The following is a 25,546-nucleotide window of genomic DNA, read 5'->3' as shown; positions in this document are numbered from 1 at the left end:
TTGATTAAAGATTAAATACAATTTGCACTCTTACAAAACCTTCAAGGTGTTTTTGCTTTGAACTCTCTGTTTGCCTATCTAACTTTCCACACCATTATTTTCCAACTAACAACGACGGAGGAGTAACAAGGCTATGTCTTCTATTGAAACACTCACTGCAGAGCAGCGCGTTATCGTCCCGCCTGAGTCGCTTCGAAGAAATGCACTGATTCAAGATTACGATGCGCTTTACCGATACAGCATTTCTGCGCCTGAGAAATTTTGGGAGGGGATTGCTAATGAACTCTGGTGGCAAGAAAAATGGCATACGGTCTTAAAGTTTGAGCCGCCACACCACGAGTGGTTTATTGGTGGGAAGACAAACATCACGGTGAATGCTCTCGACCGAAACGTCAACAGTCATCGCCGAAATAAAGTGGCAATAATCTGGACGACGGAAAGTGGTAAGGAAGTTGTGGTAACTTATGATCGGCTGTTGCGTCGTGTCTCACAAGTTGCTAATGCACTCAAAGCTGCAGGGGTGAAGAAAGGTGACCGTGTGATTATCTACATGCCGCTCACTGTGGAAGGAATCTATGCCATGCTAGCGTGTGCGCGCATCGGTGCAATTCACTCTGTGGTCTATGCAGGCATGGGCGTCGGTGCGCTCAGAACACGCATTGAAGATTGCGGCGCCAAAGTGGTGTTTTGTGCCGATGTCACATACCGCGCTGGTAAGACGGTCAATCTCAAAAGCATTGTCGATGAAGCTGTGCGCGACATTGAGTTTATTGAAAAAATTGTGGTGCTGCGTCGTCAAGAGCCAAAGCAGGAACTGACATCATCGCGCGAAGTAGATTTCTTTGACTTCATTGAGCATCAACCGCAATGGTGCGAGCCTGAAATCGTGGACGCAGAGCATCCAATTTTCATTCTCTACACAAGCGGCACAACAGGCAAACCCAAAGGCGTCGTGCATGTGCACGGCGGCTATATGGTGGGCACCTACTACCTCTCGCGTGCTTTCTATGACATCAAAGAAACCGACATTTTTTGGGCAACCTCTGATATCGGTTGGATTGTTGGGCATAGTTATATCGTCTATGGACCGTTGCTGAACGGTGCAACCGTGCTGGCACGCGAAGGTGCTATTGACTATCCGCATCCGGGAATTGTTTGGCAAACTGTCGAGCGACATGGAGTCAATTTGATGTTTACTGCACCCACAGCGGTTCGAATGTTTATGAAGTATGGTGCAGAACATGTAAAAAATTTGACACCAGTTCGCTGCGCTTGATTGCCTGCGCAGGCGAGCCGCTCAACCCAGAGGCACATCAGTGGGCGCAAGAGACAATTTTAGGTGATCGTGGCTTTGTGGTCGATAATTGGTGGCAAACAGAAATTGCTTCGCCTGTGATTGGCACACTGCCGGCATTTAAAGCGAAACTTGGCAAAGCAGGCAAGCCTATGCCAACGGCTGTTGTGGATATCGTAACGCCCGAGGGAAAACCTGTGGCGCCCAATCAGGGTGGATTGCTCATCTTACGCCGACCGTTGCCCTACATGATGCGAACCGTGTGGGGCGATGACGCACGCTACAGAAAATACTGGGAAGATTTTGAAGGCTGTTATGCCTCAGGCGATGTGGCCTTTTACGATGAAGAAGGCTACATCTGCGTGCTGGGCAGAGCCGATGATGTGATGAATGTGGCTGGGCATCGCATCGGCACAGCAGAAGTTGAAAGTGCATTCCTGACGCACAGTGCCGTAGCTGAAGCGGCAGTGGTAGGCTTGCCTGATGAAATTAAGGGCGAACGCATCAAAGCCTTTGTGGTGGTGAGAGCAGGACATGAAGCCAATGAAACACTCAAGAGTGTGCTGCGCGATCATGTGCGGCGCGAATTAGGACCTATCGCCACACCCAGTGAAATTGAGTTTCGAGACGCATTGCCAAAAACACGCAGCGGCAAAATCGTGCGCCGATTGCTCAAAGCTGAATCGCTGGGACAAGACGCAGGAGATCTGTCCACACTTGCAGATTAGCGAACTCGTAGCGACTTTACATCAAACTGTCATTGAGTTGAATTAGGGGCATATTCACGGCACGGCACAATGCAAAGTTTATCATAACTTTGCTTGGCTAAACTTTCATTGCCACATCTAGCGTTCCTGGAGCAGGATTTAAGGCATAAAACCTAAACCTATTTGTAGGTCACGATGAAAATGCAAGTCGTAAAAGCCCTCATCGCCCTTGCTGTTTTAACTGTCGCATTAAATGAGATAGTCTTTGCCACAGGCACGCTCAAAGGCAAAGCAGTTGATGCCACAAGCAAAGAACCACTGGCAGGTGTGGTCATTCGCATTGATGACACAGAATTTGGCGCCATCACAAAAGCCGATGGTAGCTTCAAGATCGAAAACATTCCTGCAGGCACCTATACGCTGCGAGCCAATTTGATTGGCTACAAGCAACTTGTGCGTAGTATCACCATTGAAGATGGCAAGACACAGACCCTCACACTGGAAATGCAGGAAACGGTTATAGAGGCAAATGAAATTCAAGTCATCGCTGAAAATTATCGTCAACCAGCAGAAGATGTGCGCACAAGTCTCTATAAGCTCGAGCCAAAACAGGTGAAAAATTTAGCAGGTGGTGTCGAGGATGTGCTACGCGGCTTGCAAGCAATTCCGGGTGTCTTAGCCGCAAACGACTTCTCATCGCAACTGTTCATACGCGGCTCAGGACCTGACCAGAACTTGATGCTGGTCGATGATATCGAAGTCTTCAATCCCTATCGGCTCTATGGTACAATCAGCATGTTCAATCCCGAAACGATTGCAGACATTAGCCTCATCACAGGTGGCTTCCCTGCAAAGTATGGTGATAGGCTCTCGGCGGTGCTCGATGTAACCAACCGTGATGGCGTGCGCGATCGATACTTCACGGCGCAAATTAACGCCAATGTAACTGACGCAAATGTCGTAGCTGAAGGCAAAGCTCCTTTTGGCATTGAAGGCTCATGGATAATCTCGGCGCGGCGCACCTACTATGACCTCATTGTTGGACCTATCTTGCGCGGTGCCCGTCTTGTCGAAGGTAACACGGCTTTCCCAAACTTTGCGGATGTGCAAATGAGACTTGCCTTTCAGCTTGCACCGCAACACCGCCTGCAATTTACAGGCATCATCGGACGCGATGGTATCGATGTGATTAGCTCTGCCCGAAATGCAGATCAACCCGATAGCATCAATGTCGGTAACCTGACCAGCAATGATGTGGCTGGGCTGTCGTGGCATTTCCGACCCGATGCTAATACACTTAACAAATTCACGGTGTCGTGGTATAACAACGCTGGCTCATCGCGCTTTGCGGGTAACTTTGTCGATCGCCTGAACTATCCGCCTGACAAAGTCGATAGTGCACTTCAAGCTAATCCGCAAGCTGTCATTCAACTTGCTGCAGCAACTTTGCAATCTGAAAATGCCTTCGGCTTCGAAAAGTGGAATTTTAGAAATGACTTTTGGCACAAGTGGGACAAACATTTCCTTGAAGTGGGCGGTGCATTGGACGTGCTGACAACATCCATTTTCTTCTACTTGCGACCAAATGAACAACTGCGAGCAGGGTTTCTTGCCGCACAAGCCTCTGGCAGAGTAGGCGCACTGCCACTTGATACAACCGTCAGACAACAGCAGTCTTACCTGCGTAGCAACTTCTACATTCAAGATCGCTTCGAAGCAATTGATGGCAAACTCTTCATTCAGCCCGGTCTGAGGCTCGATTACTACCAAATCATTGAGAAGATTTATCTCTCGCCGCGCTTCAATGTCTCATTTGCCGTCGATGAAAATACAACCTTGCGTGGAGCATGGGGCATGTATGTGCAATCGCCCGGCTATGAGAAACTTATCGACCAGCAGCAGTTTATTGATCTGCGTGATGCCGACTACATTCGCTCGCTGCGTGCTGAACGCGCCATGCACTTTGTCTTGGGAATTGACCGATGGCTAAGCGATCAATGGCTCTTCAAAGCTGAAGCCTATTACAAACTCTTCAACGACCTGATTGTCCAGCGCAAAGAAGAGCAAACAGTGTATACCTCACGCTTCCTTGGTGGCGATGCTTACAACGTCAGAAATTGGTCGACCCCAACGCCAGAACGCCGACAATTGCTCTCAGCTATCCCTGTCAATGATGGACGTGGTGAAGCCTACGGTCTTGAAGTGCTACTGGAAAAGCGACTGACATCATCGCAAGACCGCTTCAACGGGTGGATAAGTTATGCACTCGCCTTTGCTAATCGCTATCGAGATGGGCTGACGATTCCATTTAACTTTGACCAGCGGCACACGATTAACATTGTGGGCGGCTACAAAATCAACGATTGGCTCGACTTAGCAGTTCGTTGGCGCTACGGCAGCGGCTTTCCTGTGACCTTAGCCATCGGCTTGCAGCCGCGCATCATTCAAATGCCTGATGGACGTTATGCAGTGCAAGAAGACCCGCTCTTTGGACGCACGATGTTCTCCTTGGATTTTGGAGGCGAAGAAAACGTCAACGCCGCTCGCTTGCCTGAATATCATCGCTTGGATGTACGCCTGACTGCACATGCGGAGTTTTGGGGCGCACGTTGGGATTTCTACCTCGATGTCATTAACCTCTATAACCGCACCAATGTCATTGGGTATGAGCACGATGTAGAATGGGACGTGCCTGTAGGACAGGTGCCGAATGTCATCCGCTTTGCTAATGGAATGCTGCCAATTGTGCCAACTCTAGGTATTAGTGCAGTCTTCTAAAAAAGTATAGCTGGCTGTAAGGTTCGCCTGACATGCTCAATGCAAATCAGGGAAGATAACTTCAATGTGTTGGGGCAAAAAGCCTAAGAAACATTCAGCAATACGATTGAATTTCGTGGGCAAATCGCTTACGATAAACTTCGATGGCAAGTGATGCACATTCGGATTGAGCAAGCGTGCGGCGCAAAGCAGCAACTCAACTTCAAGCGCGACAGCTTCCGCAGAGTCAATAATTAAGACCGATTCGCCCACCACATCTGCAATAACATTGCGCAAGAGCGGGTAGTGCGTACAGCCTAAAACCAGTGTATCAATTTCTTGAGTAATTAACTCGGAAAGATAATCCTCTGCAATAAGTCGCGTAGCAAGGTGAGAGAGAAGTCCTTCTTCAGCCAGCGGTACAAAAAGCGGGCAGGCTTTGGAAAAAACTTTTGCCGTGGGCTTCAGATGCTTGATGGCGTCATAATATGCGCCTGAGCTGATAGTAGCTTCCGTGCCAATAACGCCGATGCACCCTCTCGGACTGCGCTCTGCAGCAAGGCGCGCACCTGCCGCAACAACCCCAATCGTAGGAATTCCATTAGCAACCTGCGCTACAATGTCTAAAGCTAAAGCCGACACCGTATTACAAGCCGCAACAATCACCTTCGGAGATTCTTTAAGTAAAAGCGCAGTATCTTCAGCAGCGTATTTGCGAATCGTGGGAACAGACTTGGTACCGTAGGGTACTCGCGCCGTATCGCCAAAATAAACAATGCGCTCATTCGGTAAGCGCTCCATAATGCGACGCACAACCGTCAGACCGCCAACGCCCGAGTCGAAAATCCCAATCGGAGCGTCGCTCTGCAGTCCTTCAAAGGGCTTTGGTGTAGATAAGTTTGTCATCGCCAATGCTGTAAAAATTCTTGATTCTGGCTTCAAGTGTGCAGCCAACTTTCTCATAGAACTTGCGCGTTGGCTCATACTTTGGCTGCGAGGCAGTCTCAATAACCAAGAGCGCACCACCCATGGCACGCGCCTCTTTGCAGGCAAAGTCAAACAAGGCTCTCCCAACGCCTTTGCCTTGCACCTGTGGCGACACCGCAATCCAATACAGATCAAAAGTGGAAAGCGTCATGGGTGTTTTGCCAAAACAAACATAGCCTAAGACATTCGGCTCATCAAGGGCTACAAAAATATGATAATCCTCTGGCAAGAGCACACCATGGCGCGCAAGAGTGTCATCAATGAGTTCCATTGCAACCTCGATTTCATCAGGGCGAAATGCACCTGTCTCAAAGAGCAGCGTGCGAATCGGCTCTTTATGTTCGCTTTGAAGAGGTGCAATCTGAAACATCATCGTTGTAGTGTAACAAAAACACAAAAATACATTAGCAACTGCGGCTTACGCAACAAAAACACGTCTCGACTTTTTTGAGTAAGAAGTTTTTCCTATCTTTATTTCTCATTCCCTGAACACACTTCGGGGCTGATATTGTCTTCGATTCTTCGATTTATTTTTGAAAATTCCAATAACCAAAAACCGCCCGTTCCTTCTCTCTGGGAACGACAGCGGCAAAAACAAGAGAGAAGGATAAACTGAATGGCAGAAATGCAAGTCGCCGAAATGTCTGCGCAAAAAAGCAGCGATGCAAACGACACTAACATGTCAACCGATACGGTGAAAACCAAAAAGCCTACGCGCGTTCGATTCTTCGCCGAGTACCAAGACGAAGAATTGAAGCAACTTGAATCAATGTACTCGGGCACACTCAATGAACTGACAGAAGGCGAAATTGTCAAAGGACGTATCGTGCATATCTCTGACAAAGACGTCTCTGTAGATGTAGGCTTCAAGTCAGAAGGGATTATTCCGCTTATAGAGTTCCGTGACCCAACTGAGTTGAAAGTAGGCGATGAAATTGAGGTCTTTCTCGAAAGCATTGAAGATAAAATGGGGCAACTGATTCTCTCAAAGCGCAAAGCGGACGCTATGCGCATCTGGGAGAAGATTTACGAATCGCTGGAGAAAGGGACGACCCTGATGGGAAAAATTGTCGCGCGCGTCAAAGGCGGCATGACCGTCTCGCTCAGCGGCGTAGAAGCGTTTCTGCCTGGCTCCCAAATTGATGTTAAGCCCGTGCGCGATTTCGATGCCCTCGTCGGACAAACGATGGAGTTCCGCGTGGTCAAGATCAATCCACTGACGCAAAATATCGTCGTTAGCCATAAAGTAATTCTTGAAGCCGAGTATGAAGCGCGCCGCAAAGAGATGCTGGCAAATATCAAAGTCGGTATGGTGCTGGAAGGCACAGTCAAAAACATCACAGACTTCGGCATCTTCGTGGACTTGGGCGGACTCGACGGCTTGGTTCATATCACTGATATTACTTGGGGACGCATCACGCACCCATCCGAAGCCGTAAAGTTAGATGATCCAATCAAAGTCGTGGTCATTGGCTACGATGAAGAAAAGCAGCGCGTCTCACTCGGCATGAAGCAGCTGACACCACACCCGTGGGAAAACATTGATGCAAAGTATAAAGTCGGTGATAAGGTCAAAGGTAAAGTTGTCTCGATTACCGACTACGGCGTCTTCATTGAAATTGAAAAAGGCATTGAAGGCTTGGTGCACATTAGCGAGATGAGTTGGACACAGCACATTAAACACCCAAATCAGTTTGTGTCAATGGGACAAGAAGTAGAGTGCGTGATTCTCAACATTGACAAAGAGAATACCAAACTCTCACTCTCCATGAAGCAAGTCGAAGCCGACCCATGGCTTAAGCTTGCCGAAAAGTATGCGCCGGATACAATTCACAAAGGTATTGTGCGCAACCTGACGGACTTCGGTGTCTTCGTAGAATTAGAGCCCGGTGTAGATGGTTTGGTGCATATCTCTGACCTATCTTGGACAAAGAAGATTCGACATCCCGGTGAATTGGTCAAAAAAAAATGACGAATTGCAAGTCAAAGTGTTGAAAGTTGATGTCAAAGCACGCCGCATTGCGCTTGGACATAAGCAAATCACAGATGACCCATGGAATAACTTCGAGACTGTCTATACAGTGGGCACAGAAACGAAAGGTAAGATTACTCAAATCATTGAAAAAGGTGTGGTGGTGGAATTGCCGCTGGGGGTTGATGGATTTGTGCCTGCTTCACATCTCTTGCAAGGCGGCGTACGCGACATTCACTCGTCATTCAAAATCTATGACGAGCTCCCACTCAAAGTAATTGAGTTCGACAAAGAAAACCGCCGCATTATTCTCTCTGCACTGGAGTATTTCAAAGGCAAGAGCCGAGAAGAAATTGAGGAGTATATGCGCGCACATCCCAACGAGAAGCAGAAAATTCAAGAGGCTTCTGCTGCACTGGATGTGCCACCGCCGACCAATGAGACACAAAAAGTTGAACCATCAGCATCATAGCGCGGCATTGAAATCGCAATTCTGTAGAGGGGCGTCTGCAATCAGGCGCCTCTTTGCTTCGACACAAATGGAGTGAAAAGAAAAGAATTCAAAAAAACAAGAAAAGGATTTTGAAAATTAAAAACAATACCTTACTTTTGCAGTCCTTTGTGTTTGCACACTATCCAAAAAACGAACGAAGCCCTGCTTAAGAAGCCCGAGCTTTTGGGGTAGGTTTACGAATCGTCAAGAGAATAAGCCTGCGCTGCAGATGCTAAGAGATGTTGCAGGTAAGCACAGAAGAGCAGCTAAAGAGCAACGAAAAGGGTAGAGGCAAACTTGAAGGGGTAGAAAAATCTACGGGAAAAAGTTTAGGGGAAAATTAGGCAAAAAACAAATGCCAACGATTCAGCAATTAGTTCGAAAAGGGCGATATACGAAACTTGCAAAAACGAAAGTTCCAGCCCTGGAGGCTTGTCCGCAAAAGCGCGGCGTATGCACAAGAGTTTATACGACAACGCCGAAAAAGCCGAACTCTGCACTGCGAAAAGTTGCAAAAGTGCGCTTGTCCAATCAGCAAGAAGTGATTGCATACATACCCGGAGAAGGTCATAACTTGCAGGAGCACTCTATCGTGCTGATTCGTGGCGGTCGCGTGAAAGATTTACCAGGTGTGCGCTACCACATTATTCGTGGCTCTTTGGATACTGCTGGCGTTCAAGATCGCAAGCGCGGGCGCTCAAAATATGGTGCAAAAAAATCAGGAGCAAGTGGCGCAAAAGGTGCCGCTGCAACCTCGGCAAAGAAAAAGTAAGTGAGTGAGTCTGAAAGATGAGAAAAAAACACGCAACAAAACGATTGGTTCAGGGTGACGCCAGGTATAACGACCCAATGGTTGGGCGGCTGATTAACTGTATCATGCAAGGCGGAAAGAAGAATATAGCTCGTCGCATTGTCTATGATGCGTTTGATGTAATTACAAGAAAGACGCAAGAAGAGGGTATTGATGTTTTCAAGAAAGCCTTGTCTAATGTTGCGCCGGTGGTGGAAGTGCGTGGTAAGCGCATTGGTGGAGCCACATACCAAATTCCGATGGAAGTGCGCGCCGACCGCCGAATCGCACTTGCACTTCGATGGATTAAGGAAAATGCAAAGAAGCGTAGTGGAAAAACAATGTCCGATAAATTAGCTGCAGAATTGCTTGATGCAGCGAATAATCAAGGCGGTTCAGTAAAGAAAAAAGAAGAAGTTCATAAGATGGCGGAAGCAAACAAGGCGTTCTCACATTTCAGGTTCTAAGCAGTAGAGATTTTACAAACTAAACTTAACAGGTAAGCACGACAAAATATGCCCAGACAAGTCTCGTTAGAAAAAGTTAGAAACATTGGTATCATGGCGCACATCGACGCGGGTAAAACGACGACGACAGAGCGCATTCTTTACTACACAGGCAGAGTGCATCGCTTGGGTGAAGTCCATGATGGTGCGGCTACAATGGACTGGATGGAACAGGAAAAAGAACGCGGTATCACTATTACTTCGGCAGCGACGACTTGCTTCTGGACACCGAAATATGGCAACTTCAAAGACAAAAAGCATCGCGTCAACATTATTGATACACCTGGACATGTCGATTTCACGGTTGAAGTAGAACGCTCGCTGCGCATCTTGGATGGCGCTGTTGCGCTCTACGACTCTGTTGCAGGTGTGCAACCGCAGTCGGAAACGGTGTGGCGTCAGGCAACAAAGTATAAAAGTGCCGCGCATTGCTTTTGTGAATAAGATGGATAGAGTGGGTGCAAACTTTTTCCGCTGTGTGGATATGATGAAAGAACGGCTTGGCGCAAATGCTGTCCCGATTCAGATCCCTTATGGCGAAGGAGAGAGCTACAAGGGTTCGATTGATCTTATTCGAATGAAGACGGTAGTCTATGATGCTGAAGATGGGACAAGCTACAAGGAAATTGAGATTCCAGCTGAATACAAAGAATCAGCAGAGAAGTGGCGCGTCAATATGTTGGAAGCCGTCTCCGAAGTAAACGATCACTTGATGGAAAAATATCTCGGCGGCGAAGACATTTCAGAAGAAGAAGTGCGTGATGCACTACGCAAGGCGACTCTGAGCTCGAAAATTGTGCCGGTACTGTGCGGGTCAGCCTTCAAAAACAAAGGTGTGCAGTTCTTGCTTGATGCGGTGATTGATTACTTGCCATCGCCACTTGATATTCCTGCAATCAAAGGGACACATCCAAAAACTGGAGAAGAAATTGAGCGCAAGGTCGATGACAACGAAGCCTTCTCTGCACTTGCGTTCAAAATTATGACTGACCCCTTTGTTGGGCGACTGACTTACTTCCGTGTGTATTCAGGCAAGCTAACCAAAGGTAGCTATGTGTTGAATTCTGTATCGGGTACGAAGGAACGCATCAGTCGACTTGTGCAGATGCATGCCAATCACCGTGAGGAAATTGAAGAAGCGCTTACAGGTGATATTGTAGCAGCGGTCGGGTTGAAAGACACGCGCACGGGCGATACGCTCTGCGACGAAAACAAGCCGATTGTGCTCGAGAAGATGAGCTTCCCAGAGCCTGTGATTCAAATTGCAATTGAGCCGAAGACGAAAGCAGATTCTGACAAACTCAGTCTCTCGCTACAAAAACTTGCTGAAGAAGACCCAACCTTCCGTGTGAGTACAGATGAGGAGACGCAGCAGACTATCATTGCGGGAATGGGTGAACTTCACTTGGAGATCATTGTAGATAGATTGAAGCGTGAATTTAAGGTAGAAGCTAATGTGGGTAAGCCGCAAGTAGCCTACCGCGAAAGCATTCGCCGCAAGGTTGAAGTGGAAGGGAAGTTTGTGCGTCAATCAGGTGGAAAAGGTCAATTTGGCGTGGTAAACCTGATTCTTGAGCCGCTCGAGAGAGGTAAGGGTTTTGAATTTGTCAATGCAATTAAGGGTGGGGCAATTCCGAAAGAATACATTCCAGCGGTACAAAAAGGTGTCGAAGGCGCCATCAAAGATGGTGTGCTGGCTGGCTATCCTGTCCAAGATGTTAAAGTTACACTGTTTGATGGCAAGTATCACGAAGTAGACTCTTCGGAAATGGCATTTGAATTTGCTGGATCAATTGGCTTCAAAGAAGGTGCACGTAAGGCCGACCCATACATTTTAGAGCCGATTATGGCTGTTGAAGTAACAACACCCGAGGAATACATGGGTACAGTTATGGGCGACCTTAACAGCCGTCGTGGACGCATTGAAGGAATGACGGAACGAGCAGGTGCACAAGTGATTAACGCAAAAGTACCGCTCTCGGAAATGTTTGGCTACTCTACAGACCTGCGCTCAATGACACAAGGTCGTGCGAGCTATTCCATGGAGTTTAGTCACTACGAAGAAGTGCCAAGAAATGTCGCTGAAGAAATTATCGAAAAAAGCGGCACAAGTAAGGTTACCGCATAATTTCTAACGCATCTAATCACAGTTATCGGAGGAATCACCAACTATGGCAAAAGAAAGCTTTAAGCGCGATAAACCCCACGTCAATATCGGTACGATTGGTCATGTTGACCATGGCAAGACGACGCTTACGGCTGCCATTACGAAAGTTCTGGCAGAAGCGGGGCTGGCACAAGCGATGGCATATGACCAAATTGACAAGGCGCCCGAAGAAAAAGCCCGCGGGATTACGATCTCAACTTCACATGTGGAGTACGAGACCAAGAACCGTCACTATGCGCACATTGACTGCCCTGGACACGCTGACTACATCAAGAACATGATTACAGGCGCAGCGCAGATGGACGGTGCAATTCTCGTGGTGGCTGCAACTGACGGTCCAATGCCACAAACGCGCGAGCACATTCTTTTGGCGCGTCAGGTAAATGTGCCTGCCATTGTGGTGTTCCTCAACAAAGTCGATATTGCTGACCCTGAACTGATTGAACTCGTCGAGATGGAACTGCGTGAGTTGCTCTCCAGCTACCAATTTCCCGGCGATGAGATCCCAATCATTCGCGGTTCTGCACTCGGCGCGCTGAATGGTGACCCGAAGTGGGTGCCTGCCATCATGCAGCTGATGGATGAAGTCGATAGATATATCCCAACACCAAAGCGCGATATCGATAAGCCCTTCCTGATGCCTGTTGAAGATGTGTTCTCAATTCAGGGACGTGGTACAGTCGGTACCGGTCGTATTGAGAGAGGAATCATCAAACTCAACGAAGAAGTTGAAATTATCGGTCTTGGACCGACTAAGAAGTCTGTGGTTACAGGTATTGAGATGTTCCGCAAGAACCTTGATGAAGGTCGAGCTGGCGATAATGCGGGCTTGTTGCTGCGTGGTATTGAAAAGAAAGACTTAGAGCGCGGTATGGTCATTGCAAAGCCCGGCTCAATTACGCCACATACAAAGTTCAAAGCGGAAATCTACGTTCTGAAAAAAGAAGAAGGTGGCCGTCATACAGCCTTCTTTTCAGGTTATCGTCCACAGTTCTACTTCAGAACAACGGATGTAACAGGCGTCGTAACCTTGCCACAAGGTGTGGAAATGGTTATGCCGGGCGATAACGTCAGCATTGAGGTTGAACTGATCGCGCCTATTGCTATGGATGAAGGCTTACGCTTCGCTATTCGTGAAGGAGGTAAAACTGTCGGCGCAGGTGCAGTAACCAAAATTATCGAGTAAAAACATATTACAGGGTTTAAGGAGTGGGCATAAAGCGCTCACTCCTTTTTTGTCCTAAAAACTCAACAGCACTAGGTCGTGGCAGCACAGCAAAAAATCCGCATCAAGTTAAAGTCTTACGACCACAGCTTGGTGGATAAATGGGCGGAGAAAATCATTGATGTGGTCAAGCAAACAGATGCGATTATTTCGGGACCGATTCCACTCCCGACGGAGTCACAAGTCTACACCGTTAACCGCTCGCCACACGTAGATAAGAAGTCGCGTGAGCAGTTTATGGTGGCGTCGCACAAACGGTTAATCGAAATCATTAACCCAAGCGGTAAGACAATAGATTTGCTGATGAAGTTGGAACTCCCCAGCGGCGTTGATGTGGAAATCAAAGGCTGAACCACACGCTGGAGAAACTCTGCAAAAAAAGACATTCTAAAGATTCATTAACCCGAAAAATTTCGTGGTTACAAAATCAAACAAGTATGAGTGCGATTCTGGGCAAAAAGGTCGGAATGACCAGCATCTACGATGCAAAAGGTAAAGTTATTCCTTGCACAGTAATTGAAGCTGGGCCTTGCTATGTTTCACAAGTAAAGACCGTTGAGAAAGACGGTTATGCTGCATATCAAGTGGCATTTGACGAGAAGAAAGTCTCGCGCACACCGAAGCCGCAGCAAGGACACTTCAAAAAAGCTAATCTTTCGCCAGCGTACTTTGTTAAGGAGTTTCGCAAAGAAACCCTTGGACTTGAGCTTAAAGCAGGCGACAGTTTCAAGGCTGATATTTTCAAAGAAGGTGACCTTGTAGATGTTATTGGTATCTCAAAAGGAAAAGGATTTCAGGGCGTTGTAAAACGCCATCACTTTGGGGGCGGCAGCAGAACGCATGGTCAATCTGACCGCTTGCGTGCGCCTGGCTCGTTAGGCGGCTCATCCTTCCCGTCACGCTCGTTCAAAGGCTTGAGAATGGCAGGAAGAATGGGCGGTGAGACTGTTACTGCAAAAAATCTTAAAGTAATGAAGGTACTTGCAGAGTCGAACTTGATAGTCGTCAAAGGCGCTGTGCCGGGCAAAAAAGGCGGCTATGTGCAAATCGTTACCGCAAAAGGATAAGAGAAAAAGAATTATGCAACTTAAAGTGCTGACGAAAACAGGCGCCGAGAGCGGCGAAGTCATAGAACTAAATCCCGCAATTTTCGAAATTGAGCCAAATGATCATGCCATATACATGGATGTGCGTTCCATTATGGCTAATCAGCGACAAGGTACGCACAAAGTAAAATCGCGCGCAGAAGTGCGCGGCGGTGGCAGAAAGCCTTATCGCCAAAAAGGGACTGGCGGGGCACGACGCGGCTCACAGCGATCGCCGTTGCTCACTGGCGGTGGCGCCATCTTTGGACCAAGACCACATGACTATGTGGTAAAAATTAATAAAAAGCTAAAGCAACTTGCCCGCAAATCTGCCTTGAGCTACAAAGCGAAAGCTGCTGCAATTGTCGTGGTAGAAGATTTCAAGATGGAGCAAATCAAAACCAAAGAGATGGCAGCTGTATTGAAAAACTTGGGGCTAAGTGACAAAAAGACACTCTTCCTAACAGCAGGTAAAGATGAGACGCTCTACAAGTCGGGACGAAATATTCCCTACTTAGCGGTGCTGGAAGCGCAGAAAGCGTCGACATACGATATTCTCAATTGCAAAACGCTGCTCTTGCAAAAAAGTGCGGTCAAAGTGTTGGAAGAAAATCTAAGTATGAACTAAGGAGAATGCACGATGACAAATATCTTGATTCGTCCTATACTGACTGAAAAAGCGCTGAAGCTCTCTGAAGAGAAAAATCAGTATGTTTTTGAAGTGCATCATGAAGCAAAAAAAGAAGATATCAAAAAAGCGGTCGAAGAAAAGTTTGGCGTGAAAGTCGAGTCTGTGCGCACAGCGTTCATTGAGGGAAAACGTAAAATGCGATTTACACGCAAAGGGATTCAGGTGGGCAAAAAACCTGACCTCAAAAAAGCGTATGTAACGCTCTCAAAGGATTCAAAGATTGATTACTACGGCACGTCGGGAACGCAACAAGGATAATCATAACGCACAAAATTAAGAGATATGCCAGTACGCAATATGAAGCCAAGAACGCCCGGAACGCGCTTTATGTCGTTTCCGACGTTTGATGAAATCACAAAGACAGAGCCTGAGAAAAGTTTGACCGTACCGCTGAAAAAAACAGGTGGACGCAACAACTTAGGGCGAATAACCTGTCGTGGCATGGGGGGCGGCGCAAAACGACGCTACCGCATCATTGATTTCAAGCGCGATAAAGATGGTATCAACGCGCAAGTGATTGCAATTGAATACGACCCGAATCGCTCGGCACGAATTGCGCTTTTAGAGTACGAAGATAAAGAGCGCCGATACATTCTTGCGCCAAACGGCATTAAGGTAGGCGATAAAATTGAAACAGGCGAACATGCCGATATCAAAATTGGTAATGCCCTGCCGCTGAAAAATATCCCTGTGGGCACAGAAGTGCATAACATTGAGATGAAAGTCGGTAAGGGAGGCCAAATTGCGCGCGGGGCAGGCACTTTTGCGACGCTGCTTGCAAAAGAAGGTAACTACGCAACACTGAAAATGCCCTCAGGCGAATTGCGCAAAGTACGAATTGAATGCCGAGCAACTATCGGTGTTGTCGGAAATTTGGAGCACGAAAATATCTCGTTAGGCAAAGCAGGCCGCTCGCGCTGGCTGGGTATTCGCCCAATCACACGAGGTATGGCACGCAACCCTGTCGACCATCCAATGGGTGGCGGTGAAGGGCGTTCTAAGTCAGGCGGCGGACGCAAACACCCCAAATCACCGTGGGGACAACTTGCTAAAGGTTTGAAAACACGCCATAAGAAAAAAGCATCATCAAAACTTATTGTGCGCGATAGAAGAAAAGCATAACCAGTACGATTCACTATGCCTCGTTCTCTGAAAAAAGGTCCGTTCATTCAAGAGCGGCTCTTGAAGCGTATTCAAGAACTCAATGAAAAGAACCAGAAAAAGGTGCTCAAAACATGGTCACGTGCGTCCATGATTTCACCAGAATTTGTAGGGCACACCATTGCGGTGCATAATGGCAAGACGCACGTGCCTGTGTATATCACGGAAAATATGGTAGGACACAAGCTCGGAGAGTTTGCGCCAACCAGAACATTTCGAGGACATACATCTGGAGATAAGAAAGAAAAATCGGGTTCAGCGCCCGGTAAAAAGTAATTGGAGAAAAAATGGGTGCAAGAAAACGTGAAGCAGCAGAAGCGCGCAAAGAAGCGCGGCGAAAAGCGACACGAAGCATGGCGTCGCTTAACCATACGCCAACTTCGCCACGCAAGATGAGACTGGTCGTAGATTTGGTGCGCGGCAAAGATGTAGAAACTGCAACAGCAATTCTACAGAACTCAACCAAACATGCCGCACGTAATGTGTTGCGCACACTGCGTTCTGCGGTCTCAAACTACATGACCCGTAATAATGAACCAGTCAGCGAGCGCGACCTTTACATCGTAGAAGCCTTTGTCAATGCAGGTGTGACACTCAAGCGTATCTTGCCTGCACCCATGGGCAGAGCCTATCGTGTCCGAAAACGCTCAAACCACTTGACAATTGTGGTGGATAAGCGTGCGCCAAAATCAGCCCGCACAGTTGAGGACAAGGCAGAGACGAATTAAAAATTAACGCAAACCGAAAGGGATACACTCGTGGGTCAAAAGGTAAATCCAAACGGCTTCAGACTTGGCATTATCAAGGACTGGGATTCTCGCTGGTATGATAATTCTCCAGCAGTTGCCGATAAGCTCAAAGAAGACTATGTGATTCGCAACTATGTGATGGCACGTCTGAAACGCCAAAAAGCAGGCGTCTCGAAAGTTGTCATTGAGCGCACAACAAAAAATATCAAACTCTATATCTATGCGGCGCGTCCCGGAGCAGTAGTCGGAAAAAGCGGCGAAGAAATCAATACGCTGGGTCAAGAACTGGGCAAATTAACAAAGAAAGAGGTCAAGATTGATGTCATCGAAATCAAAAAGCCAGAGTTAGACGCCCAACTTGTCGCCGATAACATTGCCGCGCAACTTGAAGGACGCGTAGCGTTTCGTCGTGCAATGAAGCAAGCGATTCAGCAAGCCTCACGCGCTGGGGCAGAAGGTGTACGCGTACAGGTGAGCGGACGACTGGGAGGCGCAGAAATTGCCCGAATGGAACAATACAAAGAAGGTAAAGTCCCATTGCATACCTTGCGCGCAAATATTGATTATGCGCAAAGCACTGCCTTTACCATCACAGGCACAGTGGGCGTGAAAGTTTGGATTTACAAAGGTGAGATTCTTGGACAGCGCATTGAAGCGCTCGAAGAGGAAGAACGCCAAAAAGTGCGCGACCGACGCGAAAAGGCACGCGGACGTCAAGAGCGAGGCGAAAAGCAAGGTAGCAGACGCCGCAGAAGACGCCGCGGTGGCAGTAAAGGCGGCGGTAATACAGAAAACACTGGTGCAGCCAGTACATCAGAAAATTAAATTTGAGTTTGGAGGACTTCTACTATGCTGATGCCAAAGCGAGTAAAGTATCGCAAGATGCAGCGCGGACGAATGAAAGGTAATGCGACACGGGGTACAGAAATTGCATTTGGCTCGTTTGGCTTGAAAGCCTTAGACATGGGCTGGATTACAAGCCGACAAATCGAAGCTGCTCGTGTAGCCATGACGCGCTACATGAAACGCGACGGTAAATCGTGGATTCGCATTTTCCCTGATAAGCCTGTAACCAAGAAACCTGCAGAAACACGAATGGGTTCAGGAAAAGGTGCGCCAGAGTTTTGGGTAGCGCCAGTAAAGCCAGGCTGTATCATGTTCGAAATCGACGGCGTGCCAAAAGCGACCGCCGAAGAAGCATTCCGACTGGCAGCCGCAAAGCTACCTATCAAAACGAAATTTGTGGTGCGCCCCGATTATGAGGAAACTGCAACTGCAAAGAAGTAACTAAAGGAGCAGAAACGATGAAGAAATATGAAATTGCAGCACTCTCCGAAGCTGAGATGAAAGAGCGAATCAAAGAGTGCAAAGAACAAATCGCAAACATCAAGTTCAACAAGGCAATTGAGCCGCCAACCAACCCGATGATTTTGCGAAACTTGAGAAAAGATATTGCGCGAATGAAAACGCTCTTGCGACAAAAAGAGCTTGATGCTGAAAAAGAGAAAAAAGCCTGAACGCTAAACATAGACGAGAATGATGTCAGAAGAACAAACGCTATCACAAGACGCGCAAGCCGCACAAGAAGAGGCAACACAAAAAGAAGTAAAGCCTGTTGAAGGTGATGCGCAAGCTGCTGCAGAAAAAGCAGGTACTGCTCAAAAAAAGACAAATAAGCGCGAAAAAAATTGGTAAGGTCATCAGTGACAAGATGCAAAAGAGCATTGTTGTTGCTATCGAGCGGCGCGTGCAGCACCCGATTTACAAGAAATACTTTAGAAAGACAACGAAAATTATGGCGCATGATGAGCACAATGATGCAAAAATCGGCGATGTGGTGCGCATTGTGGAAACCAGACCGCTCAGCAAACGCAAAGCATGGACATTAGCTGAAATTGTGGAGCGCGCAAAGTAATCCTGACAAGAAAGCCATAAAAATCAGAAAGGATATTTTTCTATGATTCAGAATGAAACCAATTTGGTCGTCGCCGATAATAGCGGTGCTAAAAAAGTTCGAGTGATTCATGTGCTCGGTGGTACAAGACGCCGGTATGCAAGCATTGGCGATGTGGTGATTGTATCCGTCAAGGCTGCAATCCCCGGTGGGACCGTTAAGAAAAAGGAAGTCTCACGTGCAGTCGTAGTGAGAACAAAAAAAGAATACCGCCGAAAAGATGGCTCCTATATTCGATTCGATGAAAATGCCGTCGTGCTCATCAATGCACAAGGCGAACCACGGGGCACTCGCATCTTCGGACCAATCGCAAGAGAATTGCGTGACAAGCAATACACAAAAATTATTTCGCTTGCGCCTGAAGTGTTGTAAATTTGAAGCTTCAGCATTTCAAAGTTCTTTCTAATGCGGGAGTAACTCAGTTGGTAGAGTCACAGCCTTCCAAGCTGTTGGTCGCGGGTTCGAGTCCCGTCTCCCGCTCAAGAAAACTGCCGCATCGTGCCGCTCTAACAAGGTCTAACAACAAAATGGAGACGATGCAGCACTTTAGAAAAGGAAAAATTAACGACATAGCACAAAAGAAATGAAGACGGGCATTAAGAGACAGAAAATACATGTCAAAAAAGGCGATACCGTGATGCTACTCAAAACCATCACGTCCGCACAGGGTCTTGGTGCAGACCGTGAAAAAGGCTATCAAGGCAAAGTGTTACGCGTCTTTCCAGAGACAAATCGCGTGATTGTCGAAGGGGTCAATATCCGCAAGAGACACACACGCCCGAATAAAAATCAGCCACAAGGTGCAATCATTGAGCGTGAGATGCCGATTCATGCGTCTAATGTAAAAAAAGTCTCCTAACACACAAAGACAAGCACGAGAATTAAATCGGAGATGACAAAGACCATCTTCATAATTTTTCACTGAACTATGGCAGAAAAAGAGCAAAAAAAACAAAAGCAGCAAAAAAAGAAAGGCGAAGAACCAGCTAAAGCTGCTGCGCCGCTCTCAAACGAACCAGCGCCACCGCCACGACTATTTGTGAAATATCGTCAGGAAGTGGTAAAGCGGCTGATGGAACAATTCAAGTATAAAAAATGTGATGATGGTGCCGCGCCTTGAAAAAATTGCTATCAATATCGGCATCGGTGAAGCAGCGCAAGATCCAAAGCTCTTGGAAATGGCAGTCAAAGAACTTGCACAAATCACGGGGCAAAAGCCAGAGATTCGAAAGTCAAAGAAAGCGATCTCGAACTTCAAACTAAGAGAAAATCAACCGATTGGTTGCCGCGTTACGCTGCGCCGACACCGAATGTACGAGTTTATGGATAGGCTCATCTCGCTTGCAATTCCACGCATTAGAGACTTCAGAGGTGTCAGCGATAGCAGTTTCGATGGTCGAGGCAATTATACGCTCGGTGTCAAAGAGCAAATTATTTTCCCAGAGATTGATATTGATAAGGTCTCAAAAATCAACGGAATGGATATCACGTTTGTAACAACGGCTAAGACCGATGAGGAAGCCTACGCATTGCTCAAAGAACTGGGTATGCCATTCAGAAAGAAAAATTAACTTGACTAAAATTTGCTATGGCAAAAAAAAGTGTGATTGCGCGAAATGAAAAGCGCAGGAGAAAAAATTGAATTTTACGCTGAGCGTCGCCAGAAATTAAAAGAAGAAGGCAACATGGAAGCCTTGCGGGCATTACCGCGCGATAGCTCACCGACGCGTTTTCGCAACCGCTGCTCTATCACAGGCAGAGGGCGCGGGGTCTATAGAAAATATGGCGTCTGTCGCCACATCTTGCGCAAGTTTGCGCTCGAGGGCAAAATTCCAGGAATGAAAAAAGCAAGTTGGTAGACCTAATTTCTTCAACCTTCGCGGCTGCTGCAAAGTGAGGCAGATTTTGCAGGACGCGCGAAGAAACCTAAACCGCAAATGCCAGTTACCGATCCAATCGCTGACTACTTGACGCGCATTCGCAATGCTGCGAAAGCGAAACATAAAACGGTGGATATACCCAGCTCAAAACTAAAAGTGGGTATCTCTGCATTGCTTAAAGACAAAGGGTACATCAAAGACTTCACAGTTATTGAAACAGGGAAATTTCCTGTGTTGCGCGTGCAACTCAAATACGATGCATACGGACAGCACGCTATCAAAAGTCTACAGCGCGTGAGCACGCCCGGACGCCGTGTCTATGAAGGTAGAGACATCAAAAAATACTTGGGTGGGCTGGGGCTCTTCGTGCTGACTACATCCAAAGGATTGATGACGGATAAGGAAGCCCGTGCAGCCGGCGTTGGCGGCGAAGTCTTGTTCCGTATCAGCTAAACACGGAGGAGAAAAGCATGTCAAGAATTGGAAAGAAAGCCATTCCACTGGCAAAAGGCGTAAAAGTGGAAGTCAAAGACGGCATCATTAAAGTCGAAGGACCAAAGGGGAAGTTGGAGCAACCGCTGCGTGGCGCACTCACGGTCAAAGTAGAACCCGAAAGCGTGAAGGTGGAGCGGCACAACGATGAGAAACAAACTAAAGCCATGCACGGACTGTATCGGGCACTTATCAATAACATGGTTGTAGGTGTCTCACAAGGCTATTCGCGCAAGTTGGAGCTTGTAGGTGTGGGCTTCAAAGCGGAAGCAAAAAGCAATTACATCGTCTTTTCACTCGGCTATTCGCATCCAATTTATTTCAAGCCGCCAGAAGGTGTCAAAGTAGAAGTGCCACAGCCAACCAACGTGATTGTAAGCGGTATTGACAAAGAACTTGTAGGGAGTGTGGCAGCAAAAATTCGTTCATTCAAGAAACCGGAGCCTTACAAAGGCAAAGGGATTAAGTATGAAAACGAAGTTATTCGCCGCAAGGAAGGCAAAACAGCAGGTAAGTAATTTCTAAGTAACTTCAACCATTTCTGAAAGCGGCAACTATCGCTTTCATAAAGCAAAATTGAGCTATGAATCCGTTTCTTAAAACACGACGCAGAAAAAGAATCAAAGCGCGAGTGCGCAGCAAGGTCTCAGGCACGGCACAAAAGCCGCGTCTTTCAGTCTATCGCAGTCTGAATCATATCTACGCACAGCTTATTGATGACGAAAACGGAAGGACGTTAGCTGCGGTAACGAGCAATTCAAAAGCGATGATCCCGTTGCTAAAAGGCAAGAAAAAAACCGAAGTAAGCAAAGAAATTGGTAAAGCCATTGCAGAAAAAGCAAAAGCCATTGGTATCACGAAAGTGGCATTTGATAGAAATGGATACCGCTATCACGGACGCGTCCGCGCACTTGCTGAAGGTGCGCGCGAAGGCGGTTTAGAATTCTAAATGAAAACAGAGTTACAAAATGGCAAGACAATCGCAGAAAAAAATTAGACCAGGCGAATTGAACCTCAAGGAAAAGTTAGTTCAAGTGAATCGCACAGCAAAGGTAGTCAAGGGTGGTAAACGCTTTGGCTTCAATGCTATCGTGGTCGTTGGAGATGGTGAAGGACATGTCGGCTACGGCTTGGGCAAAGCTAATGAAGTGCAAGATGCCATCGCCAAAGGGATTGAAGATGCTAAAAAGAATGTGGTGGAAGTACCAATTGTCAAAGGAACAATTCCACATGAGGTTTTTTCCAAGTTTGGCGCAGCAAAGGTGTTGCTCAAACCTGCAACGCCAGGCACAGGCATTATTGCTGGCGGCGCTGTGCGCGCTGTCTTGGAAAGCGCAGGGGTTAAAGACGTGCTGACAAAATCGCTTGGCTCCTCAAATCCACACAATGTTGTTAAGGCGACCGTCAAAGGCTTGCAAAGCCTTAGTGATGCACGTGATGTTGCAGAACGACGCGGAAAATCCTTAACCGAAGTCTATCAATCCTAAACTTGTCAAAGCAATGTCGGAATCAACGGCAAAGAAACTCAAAATCACGCAGGTGCGTAGCGTGATTGGCTCAACCAAAAAACAGAAAGCGACAATCAAAGCGCTGAAGTTAGGTAGACCAAGCTACTCAGTAGTGCTGAACGACAGCCCGCACTTACGTGGTCAGATTCGTGTGGTGGAGCATCTTGTCAAGGTCGAGGAAGTCCAATAATAAATTTTGTAAATTCAAAGAACCGCCGAAATCACAAGGGTAACACGTATGAATTTAAGCACACTTCGCCCTGCCGTAGGGTCAAGAAAATCGCGTAAGCGTGTAGGTCGAGGACCAGGGTCAGGAAATGGAACCACTGCAGGCAGAGGCAACAAAGGACATAAAGCACGAAGTGGTTATACCAGTTCGTTCAAAGAAGGCGGACAGATGCCACTTTTCCGTAGGCTACCAAAGTACGGGTTCAATAACCCAAGCCGTGAAGAATTTGAGACCGTAAGTGTCGGTCAGCTGGATACATGGGTGAAGAAGGGCAAGTTGCAATCTGAGGTAACGCTTGAAGCCTTAGCAAAAGTAGGAGTTTCAGCAAAGCGTCGACGTGTGAAAATCTTAGGCGATGGCGAATTAAGTGTTGCACTGACCGTTACAGCACACGCGTTCAGCGCCAGTGCAAAAGAAAAGATCGAAAAGGCAGGTGGCAAAGTCATTGTGGCAGCACGAACGCTTGAGGAAGCCAAGATGATGGAAAAAACAAAACCGCTGCAAGAGGCACTGCTCATGCCAAAGAAGCCTGTTGAAGAAATTAAGAAAGCTGCTAAAGCCGCACGCAAAGCGGCAAAAGCGACCGCAACGAAGTAAATGCGCTAACCAAAGAGAACGATGAAACTCATTGACAGCATCAGAAATATCAGCAAAATTCCTGAGCTCAGAGATAGAATTCTCTACACAGTAGGGTTGTTAGTGGTCTATCGCATTGGCTCACATATCACTATCCCAGGTGTGGATGCCTCCGCCGTCGCTGACGCTGGACAAGGACCAACCAATGACCTCTTCGGGCTGTTTGATCTCTTCGTAGGAGGTGCCTTCAAGCGTGCGTCGGTGTTTGCGTTGGGAATTATGCCCTACATTTCAGCCTCTATTATCATTCAGTTGCTCGGCGCCGTAACGCCATACTTCCAAAAGTTACAGAAAGAAGGCGAAGAAGGACGAAAGAAAATCACGCAGCTTACGCGTTACGGAACGGTCTTGGTAGCTATGCTACAAGCATGGGGAGTCAGTGTAAGTCTTTCAAGTCCATCGTCATTCGGGCAGCCTATTGTGCCAGACCCCGGCTTCTTCTTCACACTGTCCACGATTATCACCCTTACAGCGGCAACCATTTTCACAATGTGGCTCGGTGAACGAATCACAGAGCGTGGGATTGGCAACGGTATTTCGCTCATCATCATGATTGGTATCTTAGCACGCTTCCCGCAAGCGTTAGTGGGTGAGTGGCAGTTGGTGGCATCAGGCAGCAAGAATTTGATTGTAGAAATCATTGTGCTTGGCTTCATGCTGCTCATCGTGGCAGGCGTAGTGTTTTTGACCGTCGGCACTCGCCGAATTCCAGTGCAGTACGCACGACGAGTGGTAGGACGAAAGGTCTATGGTGGAACGACACAATACATTCCAATGCGTGTCATCACTGCAGGCGTGATGCCAATCATCTTTGCACAGTCCATTATGTTTATTCCAAGTACAATCGTCTCATTCTTCCCAGAAAGCGAAACTATGCAAAGTGTGAGTGCGTTTATTTCCTACGACTCATGGGGCTATGCTATCATCTTTGGTATCTTGATTGTCTTCTTTACCTATTTCTACACTGCCATTGCGTTTAATCCAAAAGATGTGGCGGATACAATGCAGAAACAAGGTGGCTTTATTCCGGGCGTACGTCCGGGAAAACCAACATCTGAATTCATTGACAACATTCTTACACGAATCACACTGCCTGGGGCAATTGCACTAGCTATCATTGCTATTCTGCCGACTTTGCTCACAAAGTTTGGCAATGTAACACCCGGTTTTGCACAGTTCTTCGGAGGCACAAGTTTGCTGATTATTGTTGGGGTTGCACTCGATACCTTACAACAAATCGAGAGCCATCTTTTGATGCGCCATTACGACGGCTTTATGAAATCAGGTAAGCTCAAAGGTCGTAGTGTTCCTGCATAAAAAAGATCCACAAAAAGAGAGAACAGCAACGATGGTAACGGCAAGAAGTGAGCGCGAAATTGAATTCATGAGAGAAAGCGGACGCATTGTGGCAGAAACATTAGATATGCTAGCCGATGAAATCCGAGAAGGCATAACAACCAAACGGCTCGATGAACTGGCTGAAGAGTACATTCGCTCTCAGGACGCCATCCCAAGTTTTTTAGGCTATGTACCAAAAGGTGCCCGTGGCGTAAAGCCCTACCCTGCAACACTCTGCACCTCCATCAATGAAGAAGTTGTGCATGGAATTCCAAGTCCAAAGCGCGTATTGAAAGATGGTGATGTGATTTCCGTGGACTGCGGCGCCTACAAGAACGGTTATCATGCCGATGCAGCACGCACGTTTCTTGTTGGTAATGTCAAACCCGAAGTAGTAAAACTGGTGAAAGTGACAGAAGAGTGCTTGGAGCGCGGCATTAAAGAGGCGGTGGTCGGAAAGCGTCTGTATGACATTTCAGCCGCCATTCAAGAGTATGCAGAGAGCTTCGGCTATGGTGTCATTGAAAACATGGTAGGACATGGCATCGGCACACGCCTGCATGAAGAGCCGCCAGTGCCAAACATCGGCAAGCGCAATACGGGCGTTTTCCTGCGAGAAGGCATGTGTCTGGCAATTGAACCCATGATTAACTTAGGTAAATCACGTAAGTCAATCATTGCATCAGATACTTGGACGGCAATTACTGCTGATAAAAAGCCCGCAGCACATTTTGAGCACACAGTGGTCGTGCGTAAAGGTAAAGCTGAAATTTTAACATATTCGCGCAAGCAAAAGCCTGCGCTAGAAAAAGAAATGAAGAAAATCGAGGCAGTTTAGACACTGGTATAACGACACACGGGATTTACTTCAGTCTTAAACTAACGCAAGTTATCACCTAAATAGCTCACAAAGAGAACAGAGAGA

27 protein-coding genes, 1 tRNA gene and 5 pseudogenes are annotated in these 25,546 nt (G+C 47.3%); 31 read left to right on the top strand and 2 right to left on the bottom strand.

The features are described 5' to 3' along the window. Positions 1–133 precede the first annotated feature (133 nt). Positions 134–2,022, top strand: a pseudogene (acs, locus tag CMR00_13340) (acetate--CoA ligase). Between the two features lie 174 nt (positions 2,023–2,196). Then, complete coding sequence (locus CMR00_13335; GenBank protein PIO46977.1) at positions 2,197–4,779, top strand: hypothetical protein; 2,583 nt, start codon at positions 2,197–2,199, stop codon at positions 4,777–4,779. A 36-nt stretch (positions 4,780–4,815) separates the two neighbouring features. Here the strand turns inward: CMR00_13335 and CMR00_13330 are convergent, their stop codons facing one another. Then, positions 4,816–5,664 carry a glutamate racemase gene (locus CMR00_13330; protein ID PIO46976.1) on the bottom strand — a complete coding sequence of 283 codons (849 nt, stop codon included), beginning with the start codon at positions 5,662–5,664 and terminating at the stop codon, positions 4,816–4,818. Next, positions 5,633–6,118 carry a GNAT family N-acetyltransferase gene (locus CMR00_13325; protein PIO46975.1) on the bottom strand — a complete coding sequence of 162 codons (486 nt, stop codon included), beginning with the start codon at positions 6,116–6,118 and terminating at the stop codon, positions 5,633–5,635. Before CMR00_13325 ends, CMR00_13330 begins: the two co-directional genes overlap by 32 nt. A 306-nt stretch (positions 6,119–6,424) precedes the next feature. On the opposite strand from CMR00_13325, the pseudogene CMR00_13320 reads away from it, so the two are divergent. The 29 genes and pseudogenes from CMR00_13320 to map all read left to right on the top strand — a co-directional run bounded on the left by CMR00_13320 (position 6,425) and on the right by map (position 25,459). Continuing rightward, positions 6,425–8,189, top strand: a pseudogene (locus CMR00_13320) (30S ribosomal protein S1). Positions 8,190–8,565: 376 nt separating this feature from the next. Beyond that, positions 8,566–8,982 carry a 30S ribosomal protein S12 gene (locus CMR00_13315; protein ID PIO46974.1) on the top strand — a complete coding sequence of 139 codons (417 nt, stop codon included), beginning with the start codon at positions 8,566–8,568 and terminating at the stop codon, positions 8,980–8,982. Between the two features lie 17 nt (positions 8,983–8,999). Next, entirely contained in the window at positions 9,000–9,467 is a 468-nt protein-coding gene (locus tag CMR00_13310; GenBank protein PIO46973.1) for a 30S ribosomal protein S7, read from the top strand. Between the two features lie 48 nt (positions 9,468–9,515). Next, positions 9,516–11,634: pseudogene (fusA, locus tag CMR00_13305) on the top strand (elongation factor G). 43 nt (positions 11,635–11,677) lie between these two features. Continuing rightward, positions 11,678–12,859, top strand: coding sequence for an elongation factor Tu (tuf, locus tag CMR00_13300; protein ID PIO46972.1), 1,182 nt, complete (start codon positions 11,678–11,680; stop codon positions 12,857–12,859). 78 nt (positions 12,860–12,937) lie between these two features. Then, positions 12,938–13,249 carry a 30S ribosomal protein S10 gene (locus CMR00_13295; GenBank protein ID PIO46971.1) on the top strand — a complete coding sequence of 104 codons (312 nt, stop codon included), beginning with the start codon at positions 12,938–12,940 and terminating at the stop codon, positions 13,247–13,249. A gap of 86 nt (positions 13,250–13,335) precedes the next feature. Continuing rightward, positions 13,336–13,965, top strand: a complete 630-nt coding sequence (locus tag CMR00_13290; GenBank protein PIO46970.1) for a 50S ribosomal protein L3 — start codon at positions 13,336–13,338, stop codon at positions 13,963–13,965. A gap of 13 nt (positions 13,966–13,978) precedes the next feature. Continuing rightward, positions 13,979–14,611, top strand: a complete 633-nt coding sequence (locus CMR00_13285; protein ID PIO46969.1) for a 50S ribosomal protein L4 — start codon at positions 13,979–13,981, stop codon at positions 14,609–14,611. A 12-nt stretch (positions 14,612–14,623) separates the two neighbouring features. Further along, entirely contained in the window at positions 14,624–14,932 is a 309-nt protein-coding gene (locus tag CMR00_13280) for a 50S ribosomal protein L23 (protein ID PIO46968.1), read from the top strand. A 24-nt stretch (positions 14,933–14,956) separates the two neighbouring features. Beyond that, entirely contained in the window at positions 14,957–15,796 is an 840-nt protein-coding gene (locus CMR00_13275) for a 50S ribosomal protein L2 (protein ID PIO46967.1), read from the top strand. A 15-nt stretch (positions 15,797–15,811) separates the two neighbouring features. Next, on the top strand, positions 15,812–16,111 hold the full coding sequence (locus CMR00_13270; protein ID PIO46966.1) for a 30S ribosomal protein S19: 300 nt from the start codon (positions 15,812–15,814) through the stop codon (positions 16,109–16,111). An 11-nt stretch (positions 16,112–16,122) separates the two neighbouring features. Beyond that, positions 16,123–16,563, top strand: coding sequence for a 50S ribosomal protein L22 (locus CMR00_13265; GenBank protein ID PIO46965.1), 441 nt, complete (start codon positions 16,123–16,125; stop codon positions 16,561–16,563). 30 nt (positions 16,564–16,593) lie between these two features. Continuing rightward, positions 16,594–17,409, top strand: coding sequence for a 30S ribosomal protein S3 (locus tag CMR00_13260; protein ID PIO46964.1), 816 nt, complete (start codon positions 16,594–16,596; stop codon positions 17,407–17,409). A gap of 24 nt (positions 17,410–17,433) precedes the next feature. Continuing rightward, entirely contained in the window at positions 17,434–17,871 is a 438-nt protein-coding gene (locus CMR00_13255) for a 50S ribosomal protein L16 (GenBank protein PIO46963.1), read from the top strand. 17 nt (positions 17,872–17,888) lie between these two features. Beyond that, entirely contained in the window at positions 17,889–18,101 is a 213-nt protein-coding gene (locus tag CMR00_13250; GenBank protein PIO46962.1) for a 50S ribosomal protein L29, read from the top strand. A gap of 107 nt (positions 18,102–18,208) precedes the next feature. Next, positions 18,209–18,499, top strand: coding sequence for a 30S ribosomal protein S17 (gene rpsQ / locus CMR00_13245; protein ID PIO46961.1), 291 nt, complete (start codon positions 18,209–18,211; stop codon positions 18,497–18,499). Positions 18,500–18,541: 42 nt separating this feature from the next. Continuing rightward, on the top strand, positions 18,542–18,910 hold the full coding sequence (locus CMR00_13240) for a 50S ribosomal protein L14 (protein ID PIO46960.1): 369 nt from the start codon (positions 18,542–18,544) through the stop codon (positions 18,908–18,910). 35 nt (positions 18,911–18,945) lie between these two features. Continuing rightward, positions 18,946–19,021, top strand: a tRNA-Gly gene (locus CMR00_13235). Positions 19,022–19,121: 100 nt separating this feature from the next. After that, entirely contained in the window at positions 19,122–19,397 is a 276-nt protein-coding gene (locus CMR00_13230; protein ID PIO46959.1) for a 50S ribosomal protein L24, read from the top strand. Between the two features lie 69 nt (positions 19,398–19,466). Then, positions 19,467–20,109 (top strand): annotated as a pseudogene (locus tag CMR00_13225) (50S ribosomal protein L5). A 17-nt stretch (positions 20,110–20,126) separates the two neighbouring features. Beyond that, positions 20,127–20,397: pseudogene (locus CMR00_13220) on the top strand (30S ribosomal protein S14). Between the two features lie 78 nt (positions 20,398–20,475). After that, positions 20,476–20,871, top strand: a complete 396-nt coding sequence (locus tag CMR00_13215) for a 30S ribosomal protein S8 (GenBank protein ID PIO46958.1) — start codon at positions 20,476–20,478, stop codon at positions 20,869–20,871. Positions 20,872–20,888: 17 nt separating this feature from the next. Continuing rightward, positions 20,889–21,428, top strand: a complete 540-nt coding sequence (locus CMR00_13210) for a 50S ribosomal protein L6 (GenBank protein PIO46957.1) — start codon at positions 20,889–20,891, stop codon at positions 21,426–21,428. A 65-nt stretch (positions 21,429–21,493) separates the two neighbouring features. Further along, positions 21,494–21,859 (top strand): 50S ribosomal protein L18, encoded by a 366-nt coding sequence (locus tag CMR00_13205; protein PIO46956.1) that lies wholly within the window; start codon positions 21,494–21,496, stop codon positions 21,857–21,859. 19 nt (positions 21,860–21,878) lie between these two features. Then, positions 21,879–22,397 (top strand): 30S ribosomal protein S5, encoded by a 519-nt coding sequence (locus CMR00_13200; protein PIO46955.1) that lies wholly within the window; start codon positions 21,879–21,881, stop codon positions 22,395–22,397. Positions 22,398–22,410: 13 nt separating this feature from the next. Next, complete coding sequence (locus tag CMR00_13195; protein ID PIO46954.1) at positions 22,411–22,608, top strand: 50S ribosomal protein L30; 198 nt, start codon at positions 22,411–22,413, stop codon at positions 22,606–22,608. Between the two features lie 48 nt (positions 22,609–22,656). Further along, positions 22,657–23,244: a 50S ribosomal protein L15 gene (locus CMR00_13190; GenBank protein PIO46953.1), complete on the top strand. Its 588-nt coding sequence runs from the start codon at positions 22,657–22,659 to the stop codon at positions 23,242–23,244. Positions 23,245–23,265: 21 nt separating this feature from the next. Further along, positions 23,266–24,600, top strand: coding sequence for a preprotein translocase subunit SecY (locus tag CMR00_13185; protein PIO46952.1), 1,335 nt, complete (start codon positions 23,266–23,268; stop codon positions 24,598–24,600). Between the two features lie 31 nt (positions 24,601–24,631). Next, positions 24,632–25,459 (top strand): type I methionyl aminopeptidase, encoded by an 828-nt coding sequence (gene map, locus CMR00_13180; protein ID PIO46979.1) that lies wholly within the window; start codon positions 24,632–24,634, stop codon positions 25,457–25,459. Positions 25,460–25,546: the final 87 nt, after the last annotated feature.

It is taken from the genome of [Chlorobium] sp. 445 (assembly GCA_002763895.1).
Lineage (GTDB): Bacteria > Bacteroidota > Chlorobiia > Chlorobiales > Thermochlorobacteraceae > Thermochlorobacter.
The sequence above is the reverse complement of the archived record's forward strand: the minus strand, read 5'-3'. Positions and strand labels throughout refer to the sequence as shown.

Bases quoted from the DNA above. Each gene is read 5' to 3' on its own strand.
- CMR00_13240 (PIO46960.1), top strand. From the start codon at position 18,542: ATGATTCAGAATGAAACCAATTTGGTCGTCGCCGATAATAGCGGTGCT.
- map (PIO46979.1), top strand. From the start codon at position 24,632: ATGGTAACGGCAAGAAGTGAGCGCGAAATTGAATTCATGAGAGAAAGC.
- CMR00_13265 (PIO46965.1), top strand. From the start codon at position 16,123: ATGGGTGCAAGAAAACGTGAAGCAGCAGAAGCGCGCAAAGAAGCGCGG.
- CMR00_13190 (PIO46953.1), top strand. From the start codon at position 22,657: ATGAATTTAAGCACACTTCGCCCTGCCGTAGGGTCAAGAAAATCGCGT.
- CMR00_13205 (PIO46956.1), top strand. From the start codon at position 21,494: ATGAATCCGTTTCTTAAAACACGACGCAGAAAAAGAATCAAAGCGCGA.
- CMR00_13270 (PIO46966.1), top strand. From the start codon at position 15,812: ATGCCTCGTTCTCTGAAAAAAGGTCCGTTCATTCAAGAGCGGCTCTTG.
- CMR00_13210 (PIO46957.1), top strand. From the start codon at position 20,889: ATGTCAAGAATTGGAAAGAAAGCCATTCCACTGGCAAAAGGCGTAAAA.
- CMR00_13275 (PIO46967.1), top strand. From the start codon at position 14,957: ATGCCAGTACGCAATATGAAGCCAAGAACGCCCGGAACGCGCTTTATG.
- rpsQ (PIO46961.1), top strand. From the start codon at position 18,209: ATGCGCAAGCTGCTGCAGAAAAAGCAGGTACTGCTCAAAAAAAGACAA.
- tuf (PIO46972.1), top strand. From the start codon at position 11,678: ATGGCAAAAGAAAGCTTTAAGCGCGATAAACCCCACGTCAATATCGGT.
- CMR00_13255 (PIO46963.1), top strand. From the start codon at position 17,434: ATGCTGATGCCAAAGCGAGTAAAGTATCGCAAGATGCAGCGCGGACGA.
- CMR00_13285 (PIO46969.1), top strand. From the start codon at position 13,979: ATGCAACTTAAAGTGCTGACGAAAACAGGCGCCGAGAGCGGCGAAGTC.
- CMR00_13315 (PIO46974.1), top strand. From the start codon at position 8,566: ATGCCAACGATTCAGCAATTAGTTCGAAAAGGGCGATATACGAAACTT.
- CMR00_13280 (PIO46968.1), top strand. From the start codon at position 14,624: ATGACAAATATCTTGATTCGTCCTATACTGACTGAAAAAGCGCTGAAG.
- CMR00_13335 (PIO46977.1), top strand. From the start codon at position 2,197: ATGAAAATGCAAGTCGTAAAAGCCCTCATCGCCCTTGCTGTTTTAACT.
- CMR00_13330 (PIO46976.1), bottom strand. From the start codon at position 5,664: ATGACAAACTTATCTACACCAAAGCCCTTTGAAGGACTGCAGAGCGAC.
- CMR00_13325 (PIO46975.1), bottom strand. From the start codon at position 6,118: ATGATGTTTCAGATTGCACCTCTTCAAAGCGAACATAAAGAGCCGATT.
- CMR00_13185 (PIO46952.1), top strand. From the start codon at position 23,266: ATGAAACTCATTGACAGCATCAGAAATATCAGCAAAATTCCTGAGCTC.
- CMR00_13200 (PIO46955.1), top strand. From the start codon at position 21,879: ATGGCAAGACAATCGCAGAAAAAAATTAGACCAGGCGAATTGAACCTC.
- CMR00_13290 (PIO46970.1), top strand. From the start codon at position 13,336: ATGAGTGCGATTCTGGGCAAAAAGGTCGGAATGACCAGCATCTACGAT.
- CMR00_13195 (PIO46954.1), top strand. From the start codon at position 22,411: ATGTCGGAATCAACGGCAAAGAAACTCAAAATCACGCAGGTGCGTAGC.
- CMR00_13230 (PIO46959.1), top strand. From the start codon at position 19,122: ATGAAGACGGGCATTAAGAGACAGAAAATACATGTCAAAAAAGGCGAT.
- CMR00_13215 (PIO46958.1), top strand. From the start codon at position 20,476: ATGCCAGTTACCGATCCAATCGCTGACTACTTGACGCGCATTCGCAAT.
- CMR00_13250 (PIO46962.1), top strand. From the start codon at position 17,889: ATGAAGAAATATGAAATTGCAGCACTCTCCGAAGCTGAGATGAAAGAG.
- CMR00_13310 (PIO46973.1), top strand. From the start codon at position 9,000: ATGAGAAAAAAACACGCAACAAAACGATTGGTTCAGGGTGACGCCAGG.